Source organism: Pseudomonas sp. G34, from assembly GCF_031119625.1.
In the GTDB taxonomy this organism is placed as follows: domain Bacteria; phylum Pseudomonadota; class Gammaproteobacteria; order Pseudomonadales; family Pseudomonadaceae; genus Aquipseudomonas.
In genome coordinates, this window is sequence record NZ_JAVHZV010000009.1 from 448,487 (window position 1) to 472,409 (window position 23,923).

The following is a 23,923-nucleotide window of genomic DNA, read 5'->3' on the forward strand; positions in this document are numbered from 1 at the left end:
TGAAGCCCGAGCGGCGCGGGCCTCTCAGTCGTAGAGGGCCTTCTTCTTCCAGTCGCCGTCGTCTTCCATCGACTTGAGCCCTTCGTTGAGCTCGCTGTTGGCGTCATCAGTGGGCGCCTGGGCGCTGACCAGCATGGCATTGACGCGCTCGAGCTGCTTCTGGAACTGCGCCAGGGTCGCTTGGTAACGGGCAGTGTCGGCCTGCTTTTGCAGGAACTGCACGCCACGCTCCAGGGCCAGCCGCGCGTGGCCGGTTTGCTGCTGCTGCAGCGCCTGCTTGGCCTGGTTGCTGTACAGGTCTACATACAGCTGCACCAGCATGTGGCGAATTTCCTTGGCCCAGCCCTTGGCTTCGTCCACGGGCAGCATGCCGCTCTGCGCCAACTTGCCGACCTGGCCATGCAGCGCCTCCAGCTGGGCGCGAACCTGGGTGGCCTTGGCGTCATCGGTCACGTGGAAGGGGGCGTTGCGTACCGGGATGTCCTGGCCCAGGGCGATCAGCTTGCGCAGTTCCGCGGCCATGGTCAGGTAGACGCTGTCCTGCTTGTCCACTTCCAGGATGCGCTCGGCGAACTGCAGCTGCAGCCGGCACAGCAACAACTTGAGTTCGGGGCTCATGAACTGGCCGGCGAACTGCTCGTTGAGATCGGCGATACGCCGATAGCGTTCGGCCAGGTCAGCTTTCAGGCGCGACTTCTTGCGCTTGTTGTTTTCAGCCAGCTGATTCAGATAAGCCAGCAGCACCAACAGCGTGATACCGCCGATTATCGCCATGGTGATCACGAGCGAGGACATCGTCTTAACCTCTTGAAGGCCGTTGTGCAGGGTGCAGCGACCCGCAAGGTGGGGGCTGCCAGTCAATGCCGATCAGTTTACTCGCGTTCTGCCATCATTGCGCGCATTAGGGTCTGTTGCCGTTTCACGCACGGCCGCGCCGGAGCCAGTTTTGCCGCGAGGCAAGGCACGAGCCGCGAAGTTTAGTGGGCTAAATGAGCCGGCGAGAAACGCCGCATCGCGACAAAACGGGCCCGGCCCTGCGGGTTGCGCGAGAAATCTCGCCATGCGTTGTTGGAGGACTTGGCAAGGGAAAACGCGGACGGCTAGTCCATTCCCTACGTCCTCCGCCTAGCGGATCGCCGCCCGGCCTGGCGAGATTTCTCGCGGCAACGCGGCTCGCGTTGAAACGGCAACAGACCCTAGGCGAGGGTCGCGCCGTCGGCCTGTTGCATTAAAGCAGGCGATATTGGTTGGCACTGCGCACGAGATCCCGGAATCCGGGTGAAGTCGTTGATTTTAAAAAATTTTATATGAGAGGTTGACGAGTGTTGAAAGGCTCCATAGAATGCGCGCCACTTCCACGGTAATGCTGAAAAGCACAGCGGGGAAGCCGGAAATTCCGGGCAACGTCCCCTTCGTCTAGTGGCCTAGGACACCGCCCTTTCACGGCGGTAACAGGGGTTCGAGTCCCCTAGGGGACGCCACTTCCAAAAGAAGTGGGGCAGTAAAGATTGCGGGAATAGCTCAGTTGGTAGAGCACGACCTTGCCAAGGTCGGGGTCGCGAGTTCGAGTCTCGTTTCCCGCTCCAGATTCTGGATTCAGCCTGGCAGCTGAATCGCGGTAAGAAGTTCCAGGTCCCCTTCGTCTAGTGGCCTAGGACACCGCCCTTTCACGGCGGTAACAGGGGTTCGAGTCCCCTAGGGGACGCCAATTCGTTGTAAATGCGGGAATAGCTCAGTTGGTAGAGCACGACCTTGCCAAGGTCGGGGTCGCGAGTTCGAGTCTCGTTTCCCGCTCCAAATAAACGAAAACGCCGCTCAATCGAGCGGCGTTTTCGTATCTGCGTTTCGGCGCTGAAAAACTGCCAGCCGCCAATCACGCCAGTCATTACGTGGCCAGGGTGATTGGCGGTTTTGCGTTTTATCGCCTTCCACGACGCTCTGCCACGTCCGCTGTGTTTGGTCTATACGCCAGGAAGACCACGCGCCGTGGCAAGGAGCTTGCTCGGCGCGCGGTATGGCAGATCACCAGTTGAAGTTCACCGAGGTCAGCAGGGTGCGCTCGTCACCGTAGTGACAGGTGGAGAAACTGCACTGCGCGTAGCGCTTGTCGGTCAGGTTGCTGGCGTTGACGGTCACGGCCCAGTTGTCGTCGATCTGGTAGCGCGCCATGGCGTCGAACAGGGTATAGGCTGGCATGGCCGAATCCATACCCGAGGCCTGCGTGGTGCCCATGTAGCGAGCGCCGGCGCCTAGGGTCAGTTGCGGCATGCCCCAGTCGACGAAGTCGTAGCTGGTCCACAGGGCGGCCTGGTGGTAGGGCGTGTCATCGGTGCGCTGACCCACTTCATCGGCAATCGCGCTCTTGGTGGTGCGGGCATCGGTATAGGCGTAGGTGGCGATCACGCTGAGTGCTGGGGTGACATCCGCCTTGGCTTCCAGCTCCAGGCCGCGGGAGCGTACCTCGCCGGTCTGGCGGAACTCCTCGGTGCCTGGATCCTGCTTGAGCACGTTGGTCTGGGTCAGCTCGTAGACTGCTGCGCTGAGCAGCATATTGCTGTCCTTGGGCTGATAGCGCACGCCTGCTTCGTACTGTTTACCTTCGGTGGGGGTGAAGGTCTGGCCGGTGACTTGCGCAACGGAAACCGGGAAGAACGACTCGCTGTAGCTGATGTAGGGTGCCAGTCCGTTGTCCGCCTGGTAGACCAGGCCCGCGCGGTAGGTAGTGGCTTCGTCATCCTGGCTGGCTTTGGCGCCATTGCGATGCGCGGTCTGCTGCTGATCGGCCCAGTCGTGGCGACCACCCAGCAGCAGGGTCCACTTGTCGCCGAACTTGATCTGATCCTGGAAGTAGACACCTTTTTGCAGCATATCGAGCTGCGAGCCGCGATCCCGGCTGCGATCCTTGTTTACTACTACCGGTTGCCCATAGTCGTAGCGACTCAAGTCCAGGCTGGGGGCTGCAGCGCGGAAGTTGTGCGAGTCGTAGGAGGTGTCGTAACCATCGAAGCCGACCAGCACGGTGTGCTCGACACTACCAAGCTGCCACTTCGACTCGATATTGGTATCGCTGGCCCAGGTTCGCGCGCGTTCACGGCGATCACTGTATTGCCGGGCGAGAATGCCGGTATTGGCGGCATTGCGGATAGCGGTTGCCGATGTCTGTACTTGCAGGTAATTCCACTTCACATCGGATTCGTAATAACGCAGCTTATTGTTGAGCGTGAAATTTTCGTTGAAGTGGTGTTGAAACTCGTAGCCCAGCGTCGACATCTCTCCATTCATGTCGTCGTAGTCCGGCTCGCCGACAAAGTCGTGGCGGCCGATCTTGAAGGCGCCGTCACCCACACCCTTGACCAACTGATAGGGCAGGGTGGCGGGGAAGCGGGTATCGGTCTTCTGGTAGAAGGACAACAGGGTCAGCGAGGTGTCTTCATTGGGGCGCCAGGTCAGCGCCGGGGCGATATAGAACTTGTCGTCATTGAGATGATCCTGCTGGGTGTCACTGTCGCGACTGAGTATCGTCAGGCGATAGCTCAGGGTATCGCTGCCGGCCAGTGGGCCGCTGAAGTCGGCCGAGAGCTGCTTGCGATCGTAGGAGCCGACTTGCAGGTTCAGCTCATGGAAGGGCGTTTCGGTCGGGCGCTTGCTGACGCCATTGACCATGCCGCCAGGTGAGAGCTGGCCGTAGAGCACCGAGGCCGCGCCGCGAATGACCTCGACGCGCTCCAGGCCGTAGGGTTCCTGAATGCCGTCGTAGGAGTTGTTCTGCAGGCGCAGGCCGTCCCGCAGCGAGCCGCCGGTGCCGGATTCGACCTCGAAGCCGCGGATGCGGAAGCGGTCCGCAGTGCGGTTGAAATTGGTCGAGCTGCTGGTGAAACCTGGCGTGTAGCTCAGCGCCTGGGCCATCGTTTCCGACTGGCGATCGCGGATCTCATCGCTGGTCACCACCGACAGCGACTGTGGCGTCTCGGTGATCGGTGTGCTGGTCTTGGTGGCACTCATGTTGCGCTTGGCTACGTAGCCGACCACATGCTCGGTGGGTTGTTCGACGCTTTGCCCGGTCACGTTGATGGCGTCGATCTCCACGGCTGCAGCCGTGGGTGCCTGGGTGGTCTCGGCGGCATGCAGGTTGCCTGAGCCCAGGCTGGCCATGGCCAGTGCTAGCGCGGTAAGGCTGAAGGCTGGGCGTCGGGCGAAACGTTCGGGGCTTAGGTGCGAAACCTGGCACATGACGAAGGAATCCTTTGGTCTTCTGGTATGTGTGCGCAAGGCGGAGGACGTTCTGTGATCCTTCGCGCCGGTGCGCCGTGGCAGTCAGCAGTAGCGCGTGAACTCTACATCTAAATGAGAAATATTTGTACTAGCGCACAATTTATTGTCACCACTAAGCTATTACTGCAAGCTACGTATAAATGTTCAAGGCCTGGGCGCTGCCTGATAGGCAGTGTCCACCCTGAGCTGGACGAGATTCGCGGTGAATCCGCATGCCCGACAAACCGCGCTGGCCCCTGAGCAAGGCGGCGCTGGCGCTGTGGTTCGAATTCGAGTGTGTACATGTTGAAAGCGATGGGACTTCAGCTTCAATTCGACGGATTGAAGGTGCTGGATGACATCAGCCTGACGATTCCCGAGGGCTGCTTTACTGCATTGATAGGTGCCAATGGCTGCGGCAAGACCACCTTGCTCAACGTGCTGGCGCGCATGCTGCGGCCAGCCAGCGGCGACGTACTGCTGCAGGGCAAGCCCCACGTTCAGCTCTCGCGCCGTGATCTGGCCAGGCAGATCGCGCTGCTGCCGCAACGCACCGCTTCGCCTGCCGGGATCACCGTGCGCGAACTGGTCATGCAGGGGCGCTACCCCTGGCAAAGCTGGTGGCAGCAGTGGAGTGACGCCGATCAGCAGGCGGTCGACCGCGCCGTGGCACTGGCTGATGTCGGTATGCTGCTGGATCGCACCCTGACCAGCCTGTCCGGGGGGCAGTTGCAGCGCTGCTGGATTGCCATGACCCTGGCGCAGGAGACCCCGGTCATCCTGCTCGACGAGCCCACCACCTTTCTCGACATCGCTCATCAGATCGCCTTGCTCGAACTGCTCGCCGAGTTGCGTGACCAGGGGCGTACTGTCGTGGCGGTGCTGCATGACCTCAATCAGGCCGCGCGCTACGCCGACCAACTGGTGATGTTGCGCCAGGGCAAGGTTCACGCCCAAGGCACGCCGGCCGAGGTATTCACCCCGGCCAATCTCAAGGCGGTGTTCGATCTGGATGCGCACATTCTCATCGATCCGCATTCCGGTGATCCCTTGTGCGTGCCGGCATCGCCTGCCCGCATCCGCGCACTCGACAGCCAGGTAGCGCTGTGACGGGTGGGTGGCGCTGGCCGATCTGGTTATCGATCCTGGTCGGCGTCGGCCTGGCGTCGACGCTGCACCTGGCGGTGGGGGCCAAGTCGATCCCCTGGAACGATGTCTGGCAGGCGCTGCTGGCCTATGACCCGAGTAATGCGGATCACAGCGTGATCCGCGGCTCGCGCCTGCCACGCCTGTGGGTGGCGATGGTGGTGGGCGCCTGCCTGGGGCTGGCCGGCACGGTGATGCAGGCAGTGGGTGACAACCCGCTGGCCGACCCGGGCATTCTCGGCATCAACAGCGGCGCGGCCTTGTTTGTGGTCATCGGCTTGCTGGTGCTGCCCGGCAATGATATGAGCATGATCCCGCTGTTCGCCTTCAGTGGTGCTCTGGTGGCCGCCATCGGCGTCATGCTGCTGGCCGGTCGCACGCCCAACCCGGTGCGCCTGACGCTTTCCGGGGCGATGATGGCTGCGCTGTTCGGCGCCATCACCGCGATCCTGCTGCTGCTCGATCAGCAGGGGCTGGACAGCCTGCGCCGTTGGCTGACCGGCTCGCTGGGGATCAGTGGGGCCAACCTGCCGACCTGGCTGTGGCCTTATGTCGCTGGCGGCATGCTCTTGTGCCTGGTCAATGTGCGGGCATTGAATGCCTATCGGCTGGGCGCGCAGGTGGCCTCGAGCATGGGCGTCAATCTGCTGCGCATGCGTCTGCTCAGCCTGGTCGCCGTGGTGCTGCTGTCCGGTTGCGCGGTGGCGCTGGCCGGGCCCATCGGGTTCGTCGGGTTGGTGGTACCCCATGCGGCGCGGCTGCTGGTTGGCCACGACCTGCGCCAGTTGCTGCTGGCCACGCCGCTGCTGGGCGGCTTGCTGCTGGTGCTGGCCGATGTCGTGGCGCGCACCCTGGTGAGCCCGTATGAACTCAATACCGGCATCGTCACCGCGCTGATCGGTGGCCCGGTATTCGTCGCCCTGGTGCTGAGGAAGCTCAAGTGAGTCGCTGGCTGACCACGCCAAGGCGTTGCCCCGGCTTGCCCTGGGTCGGCCGACCCATCGATGTGTTGGCGGCGTCAGTGCTGCTCTTGTTGCTGACGGGGCTGACACTGTACGCGGCGAGCGTTGGTAGCTACTCCACCAGCATGGCCCAGCTCTGGCAGAGCCTGTTCTCCGCCGAGGCGACTGCGGCACAGGCCAACGTGCTCTGGGAGTTGCGCCTGCCGCGCATCCTGCTGGCGATTCTCGGCGGTGCGGCGATGGCCCTGGCGGGTGTGCTGATGCAGTCACTGACGCGCAACCCACTGGCGGCGCCGGGATTGGTCGGGGTGGAGGCGGGCGCCAGCGTCACCATGCTGCTGATCCTGGTGCTCTGGCCGCAGGCCTTGCCGCTGCCGCTGTATCCCCTGGCGGCGCTGCTCGGTGGCCTGGCGGTGGCGCTGTTCATCGTCGCGCTCTCCTGGCGCGGTGGCATTGCCCCGCTGCGTCTGATTCTGGTCGGCGTGGGGCTGACGGCCATGCTCGGCGCCGTTGCCGATCTGCTGATCACCTACGGCAATATCGATCGGGTCGAGTCGGCGCTGATGTGGCTTGGCGGCAGTCTGCATCGCAGTGATTGGCCGCAGGTGCAGAGCCTGCTTATCTGGCTGCTGGTGGCGGGCCTGCCGCTGTTGTTCTGTCACCGCCAGCTCAATCTCCTGCAATTGGGCGAGGGCGTGGCGCTCAGCCGCGGCCTGAATACGCCGCTGATCATGCTCTTGCTGTTGCTGTGCAGCGTCACCCTGACCGCGGCAACGGTGGCCAATATCGGCGTGATGACCTTCGTTGGTCTGGTCGCGCCGCATCTGGCGCGGCAGTTGTGCGGTGACCGGCATGGCGCGTTGTTGCCGCTGTCGGCCCTGTTCGGCGCCGTACTGGTTCTGCTCGGTGACACCCTGGGGCGCGCCTTGCTGCCACCGTTGCAACTGCCGGCCGGTCTGGTGGTGGCGATTATCGGTGCGCCTTATCTGTTGGTTTTGCTGGCGCGGCAACGCAACCGTTGACGCGTCGTCATTGAAGGACATGACGAAGATGATGGTGAAGTTAAAAGCTCTTTCCCTGATGGCCTGGGTACTGCTTGGCCTGAGTTCGATGCAGGCTGTGGCGGCCGACACTCGGGTGTTCGAGAACCGTTTCGGGCGTGTCGAAGTGCCGGTTGCACCGCGTTGCGTGGTATCCCTGCATGACCTCAGTCTGACCACCCAATTGCTCGAGCTGGGCATAACCCCGTGCGGGTCCACCGGGCGCAAGAAGCTGTTTTCCGATGCCTTGTTCCGTGGTGCTCAGCAACGCTTCGATGTCTCCGGCATTCGCTATGTCGGTTCGCACCAGGCGCCCGATCTCGAGGCCATCGCGGCGCTCAAGCCGGACCTGATCGTCGGGCTGTCCTATCACCAGGACCTAAAGGAGCGCCTCAGCAGCATTGCCCCGGTGGTGCTGCTACCGGCGCGCGAGGCTGACATCAAGACCTACGCCAAGGAACTGGCCGAACTGGTAGGCAAGCAGCAGCGCTATGAGGAGATGCTCAAGGAATACCAATGGATCGTCGGCGAATTCGCCAAGCGGGTGAAGGAGCCGGGGCGCATAACGGTCACCACCCTGGAGGTCTATCCGGACGGTTTTCAGCTGATCGGCCGGTCCGGCATGGATGATGTGATCGCCGACTTCGGCCTCGGGCGCGTGGCGGCCTACAAGGAGGCGCGGCAGAACGTGCCGTACAGCCTGGAGCGCATTGGCGACTTCGACAGTGATTTCATCATCGACACCTATGAGGAAATGCTCGGCTCCGAGGCCAGCACCGAGGCCTTCCGCCGTTCGCCGCAGTGGCAGAACCTGTTCGCGGTGAAGAACCATCAGTTCCTGTACTTCAACCGTAGCCGCTTCGCCGACACCATGCAGGGCATGATCGGCTCGGCCTACCTGCTGCTGTCGCATATCGGCGAGCGTGAATACAACCTGCAGGGAAAATGACCCGTAGCCGGCCTTTGCGAGCAGGCTGAATAATGGCCAGTTAATGGCTCCAGGCCAGTTGATTCGCGGCCTGCGCTGCTGCAACAAGCACATAACGGCTTATGCTTAAATAATATTAATTCTTGTTTGATAGTGAGTGCGTTTTGCGATAATTTGGTGCGCCTTATCAGTAGCGCCAAGGAATCCAGATGCTTACCGATTCGCTCAGCCGTGCAGACCAGTCACCGGTTCATGCGGGTGTCGAGGGACCGCTGCCCTTCGTGTTGCGTGCTCCTGTGCCAGGCGACTCCTGGCGCGATCATGCAGAGCTGATCAGGCGCGCAGTCGACAGCGACCTGCAGACCACCGGAGGCATCCTGTTTCGCGATTTCGCCTTCCGCGACACCAACGACTTCGAGGATTTCGCTCGCAGCTTCGGTCACGAACTGCTGACCTACGACTACGCCTCCACGCCGCGCACCAAGCTCAACAGCCGCGTCTACACCTCCACCGAATACCCCGCTCACCAGGTCATTCCGCTGCACAACGAGCAGTCCTACTCGTTGAATTGGCCGATGAAGATCTGGTTTCACTGCATCCAGGCCGCGCCGGTCGGCGGCGAAACCCCCATCGCCGACAGCCGCCTGGTCTACCAGCGCATCGATCCCGTCATCCGCCAGCGTTTCGCCGGCAAGCGCCTGATGTATGTGCGCAACTACGGCAATGGTCTGGATCTCACCTGGCAACAGGCGTTCAGCACCGAAGACCGCAACGAGGTCGAGCGCTTCTGTCGGCTCAGCCACATCGACTTCGAGTGGAAGGACGACGGCGAGCTGCGCACGCGCCAGGTCTGCCAGGCCGTGGCGCAGCACCCGGTCACCGGGGAGTGGGTCTGGTTCAACCAGGCGCACCTGTTCCACATCTCCAACCTGCCTGCCGCACTGCGCGAAACCCTGGTGTCCATCGTTGGCGAGGAGGGTGTGCCGCGTAACGTCTTCTACGGTGACGGCTCGCCCATCGAGTTGGAGGCGCTGGAGCATGTGCGCGACGTGCTGCAACGCACCCAGATCAGCTTCCCCTGGCAGGCGGGCGATGCGCTGATGCTCGACAACATGCTGGTCGCCCATGGGCGCTCCACCTTCCAGGGGCCGCGCAAGGTGGTGGTGGCCATGGCCGAGCCTGCGCCATTGGGCTGACGCCCTCACTCTCTATGCCGCCGCGAAGGCGGCAGAACTCGACTCTGCAAGATGAAGGACGACATATGCTCGATCGCCTGATGCGTGATTGCTGGCTGCGCGGTATTCGCCTGTCCGCCAGCGAAGGCCGCCTGATGATTTCCGCTGGCTTGCCGGAGGCCCTGAGCGCCGAGCTGGAGCAGGAACTGCAGGCGCGCACTGCCGAGATTCTGCCCTGGTTGGCGCGCCACCCGGACTACTTCCAGGCGCGCCCGCTCAACGATAACGAGCAGGCCCTGTGGTTCCTGCAGCGCATGGAGCCGAACAGTTGCGCCTACAATATCGCCCTGGCCGGGCGGGTGAGGCCGCAGTACCTCTGGGCCGATCTGCCGCAGCGTCTGGAGCGGGCCTGGCAGACGGTGCAGCAGCGTTATCCGCATCTGTGCAGTGCCTATGTCGAGCGTGATGGCGAGTTGCTGCAGTGGGATAGCCGCCCGCAGCCTACCTCAGTGCAGTGCGAGACCTGGCAGGACGCGGATGCGGCCAGTGTGCAGCGCCGCGTGATCGAACTGGCCGACAAGCCCTTCGACCTCGCTGCCGGTGAGGTCAGTCGGCTGGTGCTGTTGAGCAATCAGTTGGGCGAGCGTGTCGAGCACACGGTGTTGCTGGGTATCCACCATATCGCCTCTGACCTGACCACTTTCGATGTGCTGTTCGCTGAGCTGTTCGCCCTAGTCGATGGCGAAACGCTTGCCGATGTCGACCCCCAGGCCTATCGCAACTGGTGCAGCACCCTGCATATCCGCAGCGAGGCGATCGAGGCCGAGGAGCTGGCCTGGTGGCAGGCACAACTGGCCGATGCACCGACCCTGGAGCTGCCCACCGACTTCGCCCATGGCAGCACCCAGGGCTTCGAGGGTGGGGAGCTGTCGTTCCATTTTGGCGCGGACGACAGCGAGCGGCTGCGTGCGGTGGCCAAGAGCCTGGGCGTTACGCCCTACGTTTACTGGTTCTCACTGTTCCAGCAGTTTCTCGGCGTGCTGTCCGGGCAGGATGATTTCGTCCTCGGCACCCCCAGTGGCTGGCGCTTGAAGCGCGAGCAGGCCGAATTGCCGGGCTATCTGGTCAACCCCTTGCCGGTGCGCTGCCGGGTGCGTCGCGACCTGTCCAGTGCTGACTGGGCCAGGCAGGTGGCGGCCAATGTCAAACAGGCGTTGCGCCACCGTCACTATCCCTTCGCGCGCCTGGCCAAGCACCTGGATCTGCCACGGCAGATGGGCCGGGCGCCGGTGTTCCAGCACATGTTCACCCTGAACAAGGAGCGTGACGTACCCTTCGAGCGCTACATCGAGCGCATGATTGGCGAGCAGCGTGGCGCGGCCCACGAGCTGAACCTGGTGATCATCGATGACCTGCCCGAGTTCATCGGCCGTTGGCGCTACAGCAAGGCGTTGTATCGCCGCGAGAGCGTCGAGCGCTTCCAGGCGCAGTTCCTGGCCCTGGTCATGGCGGCCATGGAACAGCCGGACGTGCCTTTCGCCGAGTTGGACTGGCTGCCCCGCGAGCAGCGTTCGCAACTGTCTGGCGAAACCCTGCCGGTGCCGGAGGAGGGCGCCTGGCAGGCCTTCGCCAAGCACTGTTTGGAAAAACCCCAGGCCATCGCCCTGGAGGATCGGCAGGGTCAACTGACCTATGCCGAGTTGGCCAAGGCCGTGGTCGCCCGTGGTGAGCGCCTGCAAGGCTCGCTGAGCGCCCTGGGCGATCGGGTTGCCCTGTGCCTGCCGCGCAGCCGTGAACTGGTGATGCATATGCTCGCTGCCTGGCAGTGCGGCGCTACCTATCTGGCCCTCGACCCGCAGTGGCCCGAGTCGCGTCTGCAGGACATCTGCCAGGATGCCACGCCCAGGGTCTGCGTGGGCGAGGGCGCTCGGCCACACTGGTTGCCAGAGCAGGTGCAGTGGCTGGCCGTGCCGGGCGAGGCGGCATTTAGCGATGCACCGCTGCGCACCAGCGTGCCGGCGGACTTGCCGGCCTATGTGGTCTACACCTCCGGTTCCAGCGGGCGACCCAAGGGCGTGGAGGTGACCCAGGGCAACCTCGTGCACTACGTCAGCGCCTGCCTGGCGCGACTGCACCTGAGCAGCGATGCCAGCCTGACGAGCCTGGCCAGTTGCGCCACGGACCTGGGCCACACTGCCTTGTTCGGCGCGCTGCTCAGCGGCCGGCGCTTGCGCCTGCTGGACGAGGCGCTGGCCTTCGATGCCGAGGAGCTGGCGGCGCTGCTCGGGCAGCAGCCCGTGGACATGCTGAAGATCGTGCCCTCGCACCTCAACGCCCTGCTGGTGGCCAGCGAGCCGCAGCGCCTGTTGCCGCGCCAGTGCCTGGTGCTCGGTGGCGAAGCCCTGGGCGCCGAGCTGCTGGCACGGGTGCGCGCCCTGAGCCCGCAGCTGCGTATCGTCAACCACTACGGGCCCAGCGAAACCACGGTGGGCGTGCTGACCCACGAAGTCGAAGGCGAGGGTGACGCACCGCTCGGCCGGCCCCTGGGCAACGTGCGCATCAGCGTGCGTGGGCCGGATGGCGCGGTGTTGCCGGCTGGCGTCAGCGGCGAGCTGTATATCGAAGGCGCCACCGTGGCGCGTGGGTACCTGAATGCCAGCGAGGCCGATCGGGCGCGTTTCGGCGAGCAGGGTTACCGCACGGGTGACCGGGTACGCCTCGATCATCTGGGGCGGGTGCTGTTCCTCGGCCGCCTGGACGAGCAGGTGAAGATTCGCGGTTATCGCGTCGAGCCTTCGGAAGTGGCGGCGCAATTGCGTGCGCTGCCCCAGGTGGCGGACGTGCGTGTGCTCAACGCACCGACGCCGTTGACCGGCAACCGCCTGGTGGCCTTCCTGGTCGCCGCGCCGAGCGCGCTGGCGGATATTCAGTCCGCGTTGCAGGCCCGCCTGCCGGACTATATGCAGCCGGCGCAGTGGTATTGCCTGGAGGCCATGCCGCTGCTGGCCAATGGCAAGGTCGATCGTCAGGCATTGTTGAACCTGGCCGAGCAAGCGCCACGCAGCGTCGAGGCGCGTGCCGAACAGCCGCTGAATGCCGTGGAAAGCACCCTGCTGGATATCTGGCGCGAGTTGCTGGGTAACCCGGATATCGGCCCCGACGACAACTTCTTCGCCCAGGGCGGCGACTCGATTCTCGGCCTGCAGATCATCGCCCGTGCGCGCCAGCAGCAGATCACCCTTACCCCCAAGCAACTGTTCGCCGAGCCCAGCGTGCGGGCGCTGGCGCGGGTGGCACAGACGCCACAGCGGGCTAGGCTCGAGCGCCTGTTGGCGATTGCCCGGGAGATTCTGGAAAAGCCCGACCTGCAAGCCGACGACAACTTCTTCGCGGTCGGCGGCGACTCGATCCTCAGCCTGCAGATCATCGCCCGCGCCAAGCAGCAGGGCCTGCAGCTCAAGCCCAAGCAGATCTTCGAGTTCCCTTCGGTCAACGGCTGGGCCGAGCAGGCCGTGGACCTCGCCAGTGTGGCCGAGCAGGCCAAGGCCGACAGCGCTGAGCCGAGCGCCGCTTTCCCTCTGACGCCGATCCAGGCCTGGTTCTTCGATCAGCAGCAGAACACCCCGCAGTACTGGAACCAGTCTCTTTTGCTGGCCGTTAGGCAGCCGCTGGAGCCGGCGCGCCTGGCCCAGGCGCTGGCGACCTTGCTGCAGCGTCACAGCAGCCTGCGGCTGATCTTCGAGCACAGCGCGCAGGGCTGGCAGCAACGCTATCAGCCGCTATCGGCGGACATGGCCGGCAAGCTGCTGCAGGTGGTCGAACAACCGCTGGACGACGCGCTGCTGGAGCAGTGGCAACAAGGCTGGCAACTGGATCGCGCGCCATTGATCCGCTGGGTGTATTTCACCGGCAGTGGGCACCTGCTGTGCACGGCGCATCATCTGCTGGTCGATGCGGTGTCCTGGCAGGTACTGCTCGAAGAGCTGGAAAGCCTCTACCTGGACCCGCAGGCCGCGCTGCCGGCGGTTTCCACGAGCTTCCATGGCTGGAGCGGGGCCTTGCAGCAGCATCGCCAGGCCGCCGAGGTATTGGCTCAGCGCGACTACTGGCAGGCGCAGTTGGCCGAGGAGGGCGAGGTCGCCCGTGACGTCAGCCTGTATGGCGAAAGCCGCACGCTGGAAACCAAGCTGTCCGTCGAGAAAACCGAACTGTTGCTGGGCGACTGCCATGGGGCCTACGGCACCCAGGTGCAGGATCTGCTGGTCGCCGCCCTGGCTGGCGTGATCGGCCAATGGCTGGGACGCGAGCAGGTCACCCTGGAGATGGAAAGCCACGGCCGCAGTGGCTGGGAGCAGGGCCCGGATCTGTCGCGCTCGGTGGGCTGGCACACCAGCCGCTACCCCTTGGCCGTGCCCGCTGCCGAGCAACCGGAAGAGGCGATCATCGCCGCCAAGGAGGCCCTGCGCCGCGTACCGGAGCAGGGCATCGGCTACGGCCTGCTGCGCCTCGATCCCCAGCACGGGCTCGGCGCCGCTTCGCTGCTCACCTTCAACTACCTGGGGCGGGTCGACCAGTGGCTGGGTGGCTCGCGCCTGTGGCGCCTGGCGCAGCCGCTGTGCCCGGCCATGCGCGCCCCCGATACCCGCCGCACCCATCTGCTCGACGTTACCGCCCTGGTCGACCAGGGTCAGTTGCACATCGAATGGCGCTACGCCCCGCAGGTGCATGAGCAGGCCCTGATCGGCGCGCTGTCGCAGCAGTTCCAGCAGCGTATCGAAGCCCTGCTCGAACACTGCCTGGATCCCGAAGCCGGTCGCGCCACCGCTGCCGACTTCGCCGATTCGGGGCTTTCCGACGACGAATTCCTCGGCCTGCTCGAGCAACTGCAATGACCATCCCTGGCGCCCCCACATCCCCAGCCCACGGCAAGGAGACCCTCGGCATGAACGACAAGGTCAAGGCACTTTCCCGCAATATCGAGGCCATCTACCCGCTGGCGCCCATGCAGCAAGGGCTGCTGTTCCACAGCCTGATGCACCCGGGCAAGGGCATGTACCTGCTGCAGTACCGCCATGTCATGGTGCTGCCGCAGCTCGACCTGGACGCCTTCCGCCAGGCCTGGGCACAGGTCGTGGAGCGCCACGAGCTGCTGCGCACCTCCTTCGTCTGGAAGCAGCAGAAGCGGCCAATGCAGGTGGTGCACAAGCAGGTCGAACTGCCGATCACCTACGAGGACTGGTCGGCTATCGATGAGGCCGAGCAGCAGGCGCGCCTGGAGCATCTGCTGGCCGAAGAGCGCCGCGAGGGGCTGGATTTCACCCAGGCGCCGCTGATGCGCGTGCGCCTGTTCAAGCTGGCGCCGGACACCTACCAGTTCGTGCGCAGCTACCACCACATCCTCATGGATGCCTGGTGCTTCTCGATCATCATGATGGACTTCCTCGACGGCTACCGCGCCGCGCGCGAAGGGCGGCGCCTGGAGCTGCCCAAGCCACGCCCCTACCGCGACTTCATCCGCTGGCTGGAACAGCAGAAGCCCGAGGATCATCAGGCCTTCTGGCAGCAACGCCTGGCCGGTTTCGACACGCCCACCACGTTCGGCTTCGGCCACTCCGGCCGCGTGCTTGATGCGCCGGAGCCGGTGGAGGATTGCGTCGAGCACCTGAGCCTGGCGCAGACCCAAGGCCTGCAGCAGGCTGCCAGCCGCCTGGGCATCACCCTCAACACCCTGGTGCAGGGCGCCTGGGCCTTGCTGCTGGGGCGCTACAGCGGCAATCGCGACCTGCTGTTCGGGGTCACCGTGGCCGGGCGCCCGGTGCACATGCAGGGTATGGAGAGCATCGTCGGGCTGTTTATCAACAGCCTGCCGCTGCGCTGGAACTGGCAGCCGCAGCAGTCCCTCGGTGCCTGGCTCAAGGCCCTGCAGGCGGAGAACCTCAGCCTGCGCGAGCACGAAAGCGTATCGCTGGCACAGATCCAGGGCTGGAGCGAGGTGCAGCGCCAGGATCTGTTCCAGAGCCTGTTCGTCTTCGAGAACGCGCCGATTTCCGCCAGCCTGCGTCAGGGCCAGTTGGACTACCTGATCAGCGACATGGCCAACCGTACCCACACCAACTACCCGATCACCGTGGTGATCGTGCCCGGCGAGCGCCTGCACCTGCAGTTGACCTACCAGACCGACTGGTTCCTGCGCGAGGAAGTCGAGCAGATGCTGCGCCACTTCCGCACGCTGCTGCTGAATATGGGCGACGCCCTGGCCCGCGATATGGACATGCCGCTGCAACGCCTCGCCATGCTCGATGCGGCGGAGATCGCCCAGCAGCATGCCTGGGCCGCAGGTGGCCTGGCAGCGGATGAAGCGCAGTTGCAGCCGCTGTACGTCGAGCGCGTGCAACGGCAGGTGCGCCGCACGCCTGAGCGAATTGCCGTGGTGCATGGCGAGCGCAGCCTGAGCTTCGATCAGCTGAATCGGGCGGCCAACCGCCTGGCCCACCACCTGCGCGCCAATGGCGTGCAGGACGGCGACCTGCTGGCGCTGCTCGATGAGCGTGGCCTCGACCTGGTGGTGATGATCCTCGCCGTGCTCAAGGCGGGCGCCGGCTGGCTGCCGCTGGATCCGCGCAACCCGCCGCAGCGCCTGGCCCAGGTGCTTACCCAGAGCCGTTCGCCGCTGCTGGTCCATGGCCTGGAGCAGGATGAGTTGGCCCTGCAGGCGTTGCAGCAGATGGCCCAGCCGCTGGCGGCGATCCGCTACGAGCCGGCGGCCCTGAGCGGTTACAGCGATGCCGACCTGGACATTCCCGTGCATGGCCTGTCGCTGGCCTACTGCATCTTCACCTCGGGCTCCACCGGCACGCCCAAGGGGGCGATGGTGGCCCACGCCGGCATGCTCAACAACATCCTCGGCAAGTTGCCGGGCCTGGGCCTGAATGAGCAGGACGTGATCGCCCAGAGCGCGCCGCAGTGCTTCGACATTTCCGTCTGGCAGACCCTCGCCGGCCTGGTGCTGGGCGCGCGCACGGTGATTCTCGGCGACTGCGTGATGCAGAACCCCATGGCCCTGGCCGATGCCATCGCGCGGCATAGCGTAAGCATTCTCGAAGCGGTGCCGTCACTGATGCAGAGCCTGCTCGACGCCGGCCTGGAGCGCACCGCACTGCGTTGGGTATTGGCCACTGGCGAGGCGCTGCCGCCGGCGCTGGCGCGGCGCTGGTTCGAGCGCTACCCGGGCATTCCGTTGATGAACGCCTACGGCCCGGCCGAATGCTCCGACGACGTGGCCTTCCACCCGCTCACCGAGCGCCTGGCCCAGGCGCGCAGCAGCGTGCCGATTGGCCGTGCCACCCTGAACAACCGCCTGTACCTGCTGGATGCCGAACTGCAGCCGGTGCCGCTTGGTGCGGTGGGTGAAATCTTCGTTTCCGGTGTCGGGGTTGGCCGTGGCTATATGGCCGACCCGGCGCGCACGGCAGCGGTGTTCCTGCCTGACCCCATCGCTAACGACGGCAGCCGCCTGTACCGCACCGGCGACCTGGCGCGCTTCCTGGCCAATGGCGAGCTGGAGTACGTCGGGCGTACCGACCACCAGGTGAAGATTCGCGGCCACCGTATCGAGCTGGACGAGGTCGAGGCCTGCCTGACCCGTTATCCCGGCGTGCGTGAAGCGGTGCTGCTGGCCCGTGACGACCTGCAACGCGCCAAGGTGCTGGTGGCCTACCTGGTAGCCGAGCCGCAGCCCTCCATTGAGGCGCTGCGCGAGTTCGTCGCCGCCAATCTGCCGCCTTACATGCTGCCCAGTGCCTTCATGCTGCTCGAGCGCATGCCGCTCAACGCCAATGGCAAGATCGATCGTAAGGCCCTGCCGGCACCCGACTTCGCCGCGCAGAGCGAGGCGCGCTACCTGGCGCCACGCAGCGAGCTGGAAGCGCAGTTGGCCGAAGCCTGGCAGGGCGTGCTGGGGCTGGCGCGGGTCGGCATCCAGGATCACTTCTTCGAGCTGGGCGGGCATTCGCTGCTGGCCACGCAACTGATCGGCCAGATCGGCAAGCTCAGTGGCAAGGAGCTGCCCCTGCGCGTGGTCTTCGAGCGCCCGACCATCGCCGCCATGGCCGAGTGGCTGGAGCAGCAGCAGGCAGGCGAGGGCAACACGCCGAAGCGCCTGCCGCGTCCGCAGAGCCTGCCGCTGTCGTTCGCCCAGCAGCGCCTGTGGTTCCTTCAGCAACTGCAGCCTGAAAGCCCGGCCTACAACCTGGCCGGCGCGGTGCGCATGAGCGGCGACCTGCATGTGGCTGACCTGCAGGCAGCACTACAGGCTCTGGTCGATCAACACGAAGTCTTGCGTACTCGTTTCGTCAGCGACGGCGGCGAGCCGACGCAGGTCATCCTCGCCAGAGCCGAGCTGGCCCTGCCGCTGATCGAGGTGGCCAGCGAGGCGCAGTTGCACGAGCTGCTGCGCCAGGACGCGATGACCCCGTTCGCCCTGGACAGCGCGCCGCTGCTGCGCGCCTGCCTGTATCGTCTGGGGCCGCAGGCGCATGTGCTGGCGCTCAATTGCCACCATATCGTCGCCGATGGCTGGTCGCTGCAACTGATCATCGACGGTCTCTGCGCCCATTACCGCGAGCTGCGCCAGGGACGTAAGCAGGCGTTGGCCGAGGCGCCGATGCAATACGCCGACTATGCCCTCTGGCAACGCCAGTGGATGGACAGCGCCGCCTGCCAGAGCGAGCTGGCCTACTGGCGCGAGCAGTTGTCCGGCGAACTGCCGGTGCTCGAACTTGCCGCGGACTTTCCCCGTCCGGCCCATGCCAGCCAGGCCGGTGGCCGCGTCGAGCAGCGCCTGCCGGAGGCAATGGCGGCGCGCTTGCGGGCATTCAGCGCGAGCCACGGCTGGAGCAATTTCATTCCCATGCTCTGCGCCTTCCAGCTGCTGCTGCGCAGCCGCAGCGGCGAGCACGACATCCTCGTCGGGGTGCCGGCAGCCAACCGTCATCACGCGGCCTTGCAGCCGCTGGTGGGCTGCTTCGTCAACACCCTGGTGTATCGCCAGAAGCTTTCCGGCACGACCAGCCTGTTGCAGCACATGAACGCCTTGCAGGCGCTGTCGGTGGCGGTGCAGTCGCATCAGGACCTGCCCTTCGACTACCTGATCGAACAGCTCGGCGTGGCCCGCCAGGTCAGCTACAACCCGCTGTTCCAGGCCATGTTCAACTACTTCCCGGGCCATGCCCTGGAGCGTTTCGAGCTGACCGACCTGATCGCCGAGCCCCTCGACAATCGCCCGGACAGCGCCCTGTGCGACCTGCATCTGGACGTGCGCGACAGCGAGCACGGCATTGCCCTCAGTCTGCAGTACAGCAGCGAGCTGTTCCGCGAGCAGACCGCCCAGGCGATGCTCGATCAGTACCTGGCGCTGCTCGACGCCGTGCTCGAACAACCGCAGCAGGTGCTCGGCGAACTCGCCTGGCAGCCCGAGCAGCGCGCACTGGCTCGCTTGCACGGCGAGCCTGCAGAGGGCCGGGAAGACATCCTGCAGGCCTTCGCCCGGCAGGTCGCCGAGCAGCCCGAGGCCATCGCCCTACAGGCCGGCGAACGGCGCCTGAGCTATGCCGAACTGAACCAGGCCGCCGAACGCCTGGCCGCTGCCTTGCAGGCCCGTGGTGTCGGTGCCGAGGATCGTGTGGCCCTGCGTCTGCCGCGCGATGCGCGTCTGCCCATGGCCATGCTGGCCATTCTCAAGGCGGGCGCTGCCTACGTGCCGCTGGCCGAGGACACCCCGGCCGAGCGCGGCCGTTACATCCTCGCCCACGCACAACCGCGGCTGTGCCTGAGCAATGCCGAGGCCCTGGCGGAACTGGCCGAGTGGGGCAGCGATGTCGAGTTGCTGGATATCGATACGCTGAGCACTAGCGAGCCTTACCGTGCGCCTAGCGTGCATCCCGCCCAGCTCGCCTACGTGCTCTACACCTCGGGCTCCACCGGCCAGCCCAAGGGTGTGGCCATCGCCCGTGGCAACCTGATGAACCTGATGCTCGGCGTGCAGCAGGTGCTGCCATTGACGGCGCAGGACAGGGTGCTGGCACTGACCACCGCAACCTTCGATATCGTCATCGTCGAGCTGCTGCTGCCGCTCGGTCGCGGGGCCAGCATCCTGCTTGCCGACCGTGAGCAGGCACGCGACCCGCAAGCCCTCGACCGCCTGATTGAGACCGGCCAGCCGACGGTGATGCAGGCTACCCCTGCCACCTGGCGCATGCTGGTGGCGCACACCGGGCGCAGTTGGCAGGGCGTGCGCGCCATTTCCGGTGGCGAGGCCCTGCCGTGCGCGCTGGCCGAGGCCATGGAGCAGCGTGGTGCCCGGGTGATCAACGGTTACGGGCCGACCGAGGCCACCGTCTACAGCACCTTCGAGCCGCGTCAGGGCGAGAGCGGCGGGGTGGAGGTACCGATCGGCCGGCCGCTGGTCAATACCGCCGCCTATGTGCTGGATGCCGATCTGCAGCCCGTAACGCCGGGCGTTTCCGGTGAGTTGTACCTGGCCGGGGAGAACCTGGGGCGCGGTTATTTCGCTGCGCCGGGCCTGACCGCCGCCAGCTTCCTGCCTGATCCCTTCGTGCCGGGGGCGCGCATGTACCGCACCGGCGACCGCGTGCGGCGCAACGCCAATGGCAGCCTGGACTACCAGGGGCGCCTGGACTTCCAGGTCAAGCTGCGCGGCTTCCGTATCGAACTGGGCGAGATCGAGGCCCTGCTGGCGCGCGTCGCCGGGGTGCGCGAAGCGGCCGTGGTACTGCTCGGCAGCGGCGACAGCGCGCGTCTGGTGGCCTACTACTCGGTCACCCAGGCGGCAGAAGAGCTGACTGATGCCACGCTGCGCGCGCAACTGGCGCAGCACCTGCCGGATTACATGCTGCCGAGCCAGTTCGTACGCCTCGACAGCTTGCCGCTGAGCCCCAGTGGCAAGGTTGAGCGCAAGGCGCTGCCGGCACCCACCCAACATGAAGGCCAGCGCGACGGCGAGCTGAGCCAGCCCTGGGAGGCGCAACTGGCCGAGCTGTGGTGCGAGCTGCTCGGTTGCAACGCGGTGGGCGCCAGCGACAACTTCTTCGCCCTCGGCGGCCATTCGCTGCTGGCGGCACGGCTGGTGGCGCGCATCGCCGAGCGCCATGGGCGGCAACTGCCGCTGCGCAGCGTGTTCGAGTGTCCGACCCTGGGCGCGCTGGCGGCCAGCCTGGCCACTGCTGAGGGCGCAGACGAAAGCATCCTGCGACCATTCGGCGAGGTTGCGGCGCCGTTGCACTTCACCCAGCAGCGGCTGTGGTTCCTCGACCGCTTGCAGGGCGACACCCAGGCCTACCACCTGTCCCTGGCCATGCACCTGCACGGCACCCTGCACGCCGAGGTACTGGAACGCGCCCTGGCGCAACTGGTGCAGCGTCAGCACAGCCTGCGCACTGTCTTCAGCGAGACTGAAGCCGGCGCGCGGCAGCAGGTCGTGCCGTTGCTCGGCCCGCTGCTCAGCGTCGCATCCTTGCCGCAGGATGTGCATGCGCCGGCCTTCTCCCGCACCTTGAGCGAGGAGGCGCAGCACGCCTTCGACCTGAGCGCGACGCCGCTGTGGCGGGTGCGCCTGTATAAGGGTGAAGGGCAGAGCGTGCTGCAGGCCACTTTGCATCACATCATCGCCGACGCCCGCTCGCTGGAGATCTTCTTTGACGAGTTGCAACGCCTCTACCAGGCCGAGCTGAGCGGAGAGCAGGCGACGTTGGCGCCGCTGCAGCTGCAGTTCAGCGATGTTGCCGCCAGTTGGCAGAGCCCGGCCGGGCAGGCACGCATCGACGCGCAACTGGACTACTGGCGGCAGGCCCTGGCCGGCGAGCCGCCGGTGCTGGATCTGCCCACCGATCTGCCGCGTCCTGCCGAGCAGGGCTACCACGGGCGGCGCCTGCGTTTCGAGCTGCCGTTCGAGTTGGTCGAGCGCCTGCGCAGCACCGCGCAGCGCCACGGCCTGACCGCCTTTGCGCCGCTGCTGGCGGCCTGGAAGGTGCTGCTGGCCAGGCATTCCGGGCAGCGTGAGCTGTGGATCGGCCTGCCGGTGGCGCAGCGTCAGCAGGCACACACCGACAACCTTATCGGCTATTTCGCCAGCACCCAGGTGCTGCGCAGCCAGATCGACCCGCTGCAATCGGTGGCCTCGTTCTGGCAGGCGTTGCAGGCCACCCACCTGACCGCCCAGCAGCACGGCGACGTGCCCTTCGAGCGACTGGTGGAGGCCTTGCAGGTACGTCGCGATTTGAGCCACACCCCGCTGTTCCAGGCGCTATTCAACCTGATCCAGCGCGACGACGTGGCGGCGGTCGGCCAGGGCTTCGCCGGCCTGCCGGCGCAGCGCCTGGATGTCGAGAGCGACAGTGCCCTGGTGGACATCGGCCTGCATATCGAGCAGCACGGCAGCGCCTGGCACTGTGTGCTGGAGTACAACACCGAACTGTTCGTCGCCAGCACCATGCAACGCTACGCCGACGAGTACCGGCACCTGCTCGAAGGCATGCTGGCGCGACCCGAGGCGCGGCTGTGGGACATAGATCTGGCCAATGCCGATCACGCCCTGACCCGCCGCCCGTGGAACCTGCCGGCGCACGCGCTGAGCGAGACCGAGGATCTGATCGCGCGCTTCGAGCGCCAAGTCATGCAGAGCCCGGACGCACTGGCGGTTGATTGCCAGGAGCAGCGCTACAGCTATGCCCAGCTTAATGTCCAGAGCAACCGCCTGGCCCACTGGCTGCGCGCCCAGGGTGTCGGCTGCGACGATCTGGTCGCCCTGTGCCTGAGCCGTGGCCCCTGGCTGCTGCCCAGCATTCTGGCTATCCACAAGGCGGGCGCGGCCTACCTGCCGCTCGACCCACAGCAACCGGGCGAACGCCTGCGCTTCATCATCAAGCATGCGCGGCCGGCCCTGGTGCTCAGCGAGCGGGCCTGTGTCGAGGTGCTCGGCGCTGTCGACAGCACGCTTGTCGAGCACCTGCCGCTGGCCGTGCAGCCGGCACACGACCTGGCCTTGCCGGTGGCGCCGCAGCAGCGCGCCTATGTGATCTACACCTCGGGCTCCACCGGCACGCCGAAGGGCGTGCAGGTCACCCGTGGCAACCTGAGCAACCTGCTCGCCGGCCTCGACCGTCAGTTGCCGCTGAGCGCCGAGGACGTCTGGCTGGCCAGCACCACCTACGCCTTCGATATGTGCAAGCCGGAGCTGTTCCTGCCGCTGCTCAAGGGCGCGGGCATCCTCCTGGCGCGCCGCGAGCAGGTGGTCGATGGCCACCGCCTGTTCGAGCTGCTGCGCCGTGCCACGGTGTTCCAGGCTACCCCGGCCGGCTGGCAGCTCCTGCTGGAAACCGGTCGTGACGACTGGCCGGCCCTGCGCGGCCTGATCGGCGGCGAAGCGGTGCCGGCCGAGCTGGTCAAGGTGCTGCAGGCCAGGGGTGTGCAACTGATCAACGCCTATGGCCCGACGGAAACCACCGTCTGGTCGACCACCCAGTCGCTGCGTGAGGTGCCGGCGGGTGTCGCCGATATCGGCATGCCGTTGCTCAACACCCGTTGCTACGTGCTCGACGAATGCCTGCGGCCGGTGCCGCTGGGCAGCACCGGCGAGCTGTATATCGCCGGCTGCGGGGTGACCCGTGGCTACCAGCGGGCGCCGGCGATCACTGCGGCGGCGTACCTGCCCGATCCGTTCGCCCGCGAGTCAGGTAGCCGCATGTACCGCACCGGCGATCTGGTGCGCCGGCGCAGCGATGGGCGCCTGGCCTATGTCGGTCGTGCCGATTTCCAGGTCAAGGTGCGCGGTTTCCGTATCGAACCGGGGGAGATCGAATCGCTGCTGCGCCGTTACCCCGGCGTGGAAGAGGCGGTGGTCATGCTTGATGCACGCAGCCACAGCCTGTTCGCCTGGCTGCAGGCCGTGAGCCCGGTGGACGAGGCGGCGCTGCGCCGTCATCTGGAAAGCCTGCTGCCGGCCTACATGGTACCGGCCGGCTTTATCCAGCTAGCGCGTTTCGCCCTCAATGCCAACGGCAAGATCGACCGCAAGGCCCTGCCGGCGCCGCAAACGCAGGCCGAGCAAGGCGTGGCGCCGCGCACGGCACTGGAGCGCGAGCTGGCCGAGCTGTGGCAAGAGCTGCTCGACCTGCCGCAGGTCGGCGTGCTCAGCAGCTTCTTCGAGCTCGGCGGCCATTCGCTGCTGGCGATGCGCCTGATGACCCGGGTGGAGAGCCGCTTCGGGGTCAAGGTCGAGCTGCGCAGCCTGTTCCATAACCCGACCATTGCCGGCCTGGCCGAACAGATCGAAAACCCGCAGCGGCCTTCGACCGACCAGGCACTGGATGAGATGCAGCGTTTGCTGGCAGAGATGGAAGACTGAAG

Annotated in this window: 9 protein-coding genes and 4 tRNA genes; 11 read left to right on the plus strand and 2 right to left on the minus strand. The window is 65.7% G+C overall.

The annotated features are described in order from the left end of the window. Window positions 1-24: 24 nt before the first annotated feature. Window positions 25-795, minus strand: a complete 771-nt coding sequence (locus QYS36_RS07545) for a hypothetical protein (protein WP_308838886.1) — start codon at window positions 793-795, stop codon at window positions 25-27. 610 nt (window positions 796-1,405) lie between these two features. Here QYS36_RS07545 and QYS36_RS07550 point away from each other — a divergent pair. The 4 genes from QYS36_RS07550 to QYS36_RS07565 all read left to right on the plus strand — a co-directional run bounded on the left by QYS36_RS07550 (window position 1,406) and on the right by QYS36_RS07565 (window position 1,797). Beyond that, window positions 1,406-1,481 (plus strand) — tRNA-Glu (locus tag QYS36_RS07550). A 29-nt stretch (window positions 1,482-1,510) separates the two neighbouring features. After that, window positions 1,511-1,586 (plus strand) — tRNA-Gly (locus QYS36_RS07555). Between the two features lie 46 nt (window positions 1,587-1,632). Then, window positions 1,633-1,708 (plus strand) — tRNA-Glu (locus tag QYS36_RS07560). 13 nt (window positions 1,709-1,721) lie between these two features. Next, a tRNA-Gly gene (locus QYS36_RS07565) sits at window positions 1,722-1,797 on the plus strand. Window positions 1,798-2,022: 225 nt separating this feature from the next. On the opposite strand, the gene QYS36_RS07570 is transcribed toward QYS36_RS07565, so the two are convergent. Further along, window positions 2,023-4,152, minus strand: coding sequence for a TonB-dependent siderophore receptor (locus QYS36_RS07570; protein ID WP_308838953.1), 2,130 nt, complete (start codon window positions 4,150-4,152; stop codon window positions 2,023-2,025). 414 nt (window positions 4,153-4,566) lie between these two features. Here QYS36_RS07570 and QYS36_RS07575 point away from each other — a divergent pair, with 414 nt between their 5' ends. From QYS36_RS07575 to QYS36_RS07605, 7 genes are all read left to right on the plus strand, one after another. Next, window positions 4,567-5,361, plus strand: coding sequence for an ABC transporter ATP-binding protein (locus QYS36_RS07575; RefSeq protein ID WP_308838887.1), 795 nt, complete (start codon window positions 4,567-4,569; stop codon window positions 5,359-5,361). Then, window positions 5,358-6,341 (plus strand): iron ABC transporter permease, encoded by a 984-nt coding sequence (locus tag QYS36_RS07580; RefSeq protein WP_308838888.1) that lies wholly within the window; start codon window positions 5,358-5,360, stop codon window positions 6,339-6,341. The genes QYS36_RS07575 and QYS36_RS07580 overlap by 4 nt, the downstream gene beginning before the upstream one ends. Further along, window positions 6,338-7,381: an iron ABC transporter permease gene (locus tag QYS36_RS07585; protein WP_308838889.1), complete on the plus strand. Its 1,044-nt coding sequence runs from the start codon at window positions 6,338-6,340 to the stop codon at window positions 7,379-7,381. Before QYS36_RS07580 ends, QYS36_RS07585 begins: the two co-directional genes overlap by 4 nt. Before the next feature lie 28 nt (window positions 7,382-7,409). Then, window positions 7,410-8,348 carry an ABC transporter substrate-binding protein gene (locus QYS36_RS07590; RefSeq protein WP_308838890.1) on the plus strand — a complete coding sequence of 313 codons (939 nt, stop codon included), beginning with the start codon at window positions 7,410-7,412 and terminating at the stop codon, window positions 8,346-8,348. Window positions 8,349-8,536: 188 nt separating this feature from the next. Further along, a complete protein-coding gene (locus tag QYS36_RS07595) occupies window positions 8,537-9,523 on the plus strand; it encodes a TauD/TfdA family dioxygenase (protein ID WP_308838891.1) in 987 nt (328 codons plus the stop codon). A 65-nt stretch (window positions 9,524-9,588) separates the two neighbouring features. After that, window positions 9,589-14,394, plus strand: a complete 4,806-nt coding sequence (locus QYS36_RS07600; RefSeq protein ID WP_308838892.1) for a condensation domain-containing protein — start codon at window positions 9,589-9,591, stop codon at window positions 14,392-14,394. Between the two features lie 50 nt (window positions 14,395-14,444). Further along, entirely contained in the window at window positions 14,445-23,921 is a 9,477-nt protein-coding gene (locus tag QYS36_RS07605) for a non-ribosomal peptide synthetase (RefSeq protein WP_308838893.1), read from the plus strand. Window positions 23,922-23,923 lie beyond the last annotated feature (2 nt).

Coding starts and splice junctions, on each gene's coding strand:
- QYS36_RS07590 (WP_308838890.1), top strand. CDS start 7,410: ATGATGGTGAAGTTAAAAGCTCTTTCCCTGATGGCCTGGGTACTGCTT.
- QYS36_RS07575 (WP_308838887.1), top strand. CDS start 4,567: ATGGGACTTCAGCTTCAATTCGACGGATTGAAGGTGCTGGATGACATC.
- QYS36_RS07545 (WP_308838886.1), bottom strand. CDS start 795: ATGTCCTCGCTCGTGATCACCATGGCGATAATCGGCGGTATCACGCTG.
- QYS36_RS07600 (WP_308838892.1), top strand. CDS start 9,589: ATGCTCGATCGCCTGATGCGTGATTGCTGGCTGCGCGGTATTCGCCTG.
- QYS36_RS07595 (WP_308838891.1), top strand. CDS start 8,537: ATGCTTACCGATTCGCTCAGCCGTGCAGACCAGTCACCGGTTCATGCG.
- QYS36_RS07570 (WP_308838953.1), bottom strand. CDS start 4,152: ATGGCCAGCCTGGGCTCAGGCAACCTGCATGCCGCCGAGACCACCCAG.
- QYS36_RS07605 (WP_308838893.1), top strand. CDS start 14,445: ATGAACGACAAGGTCAAGGCACTTTCCCGCAATATCGAGGCCATCTAC.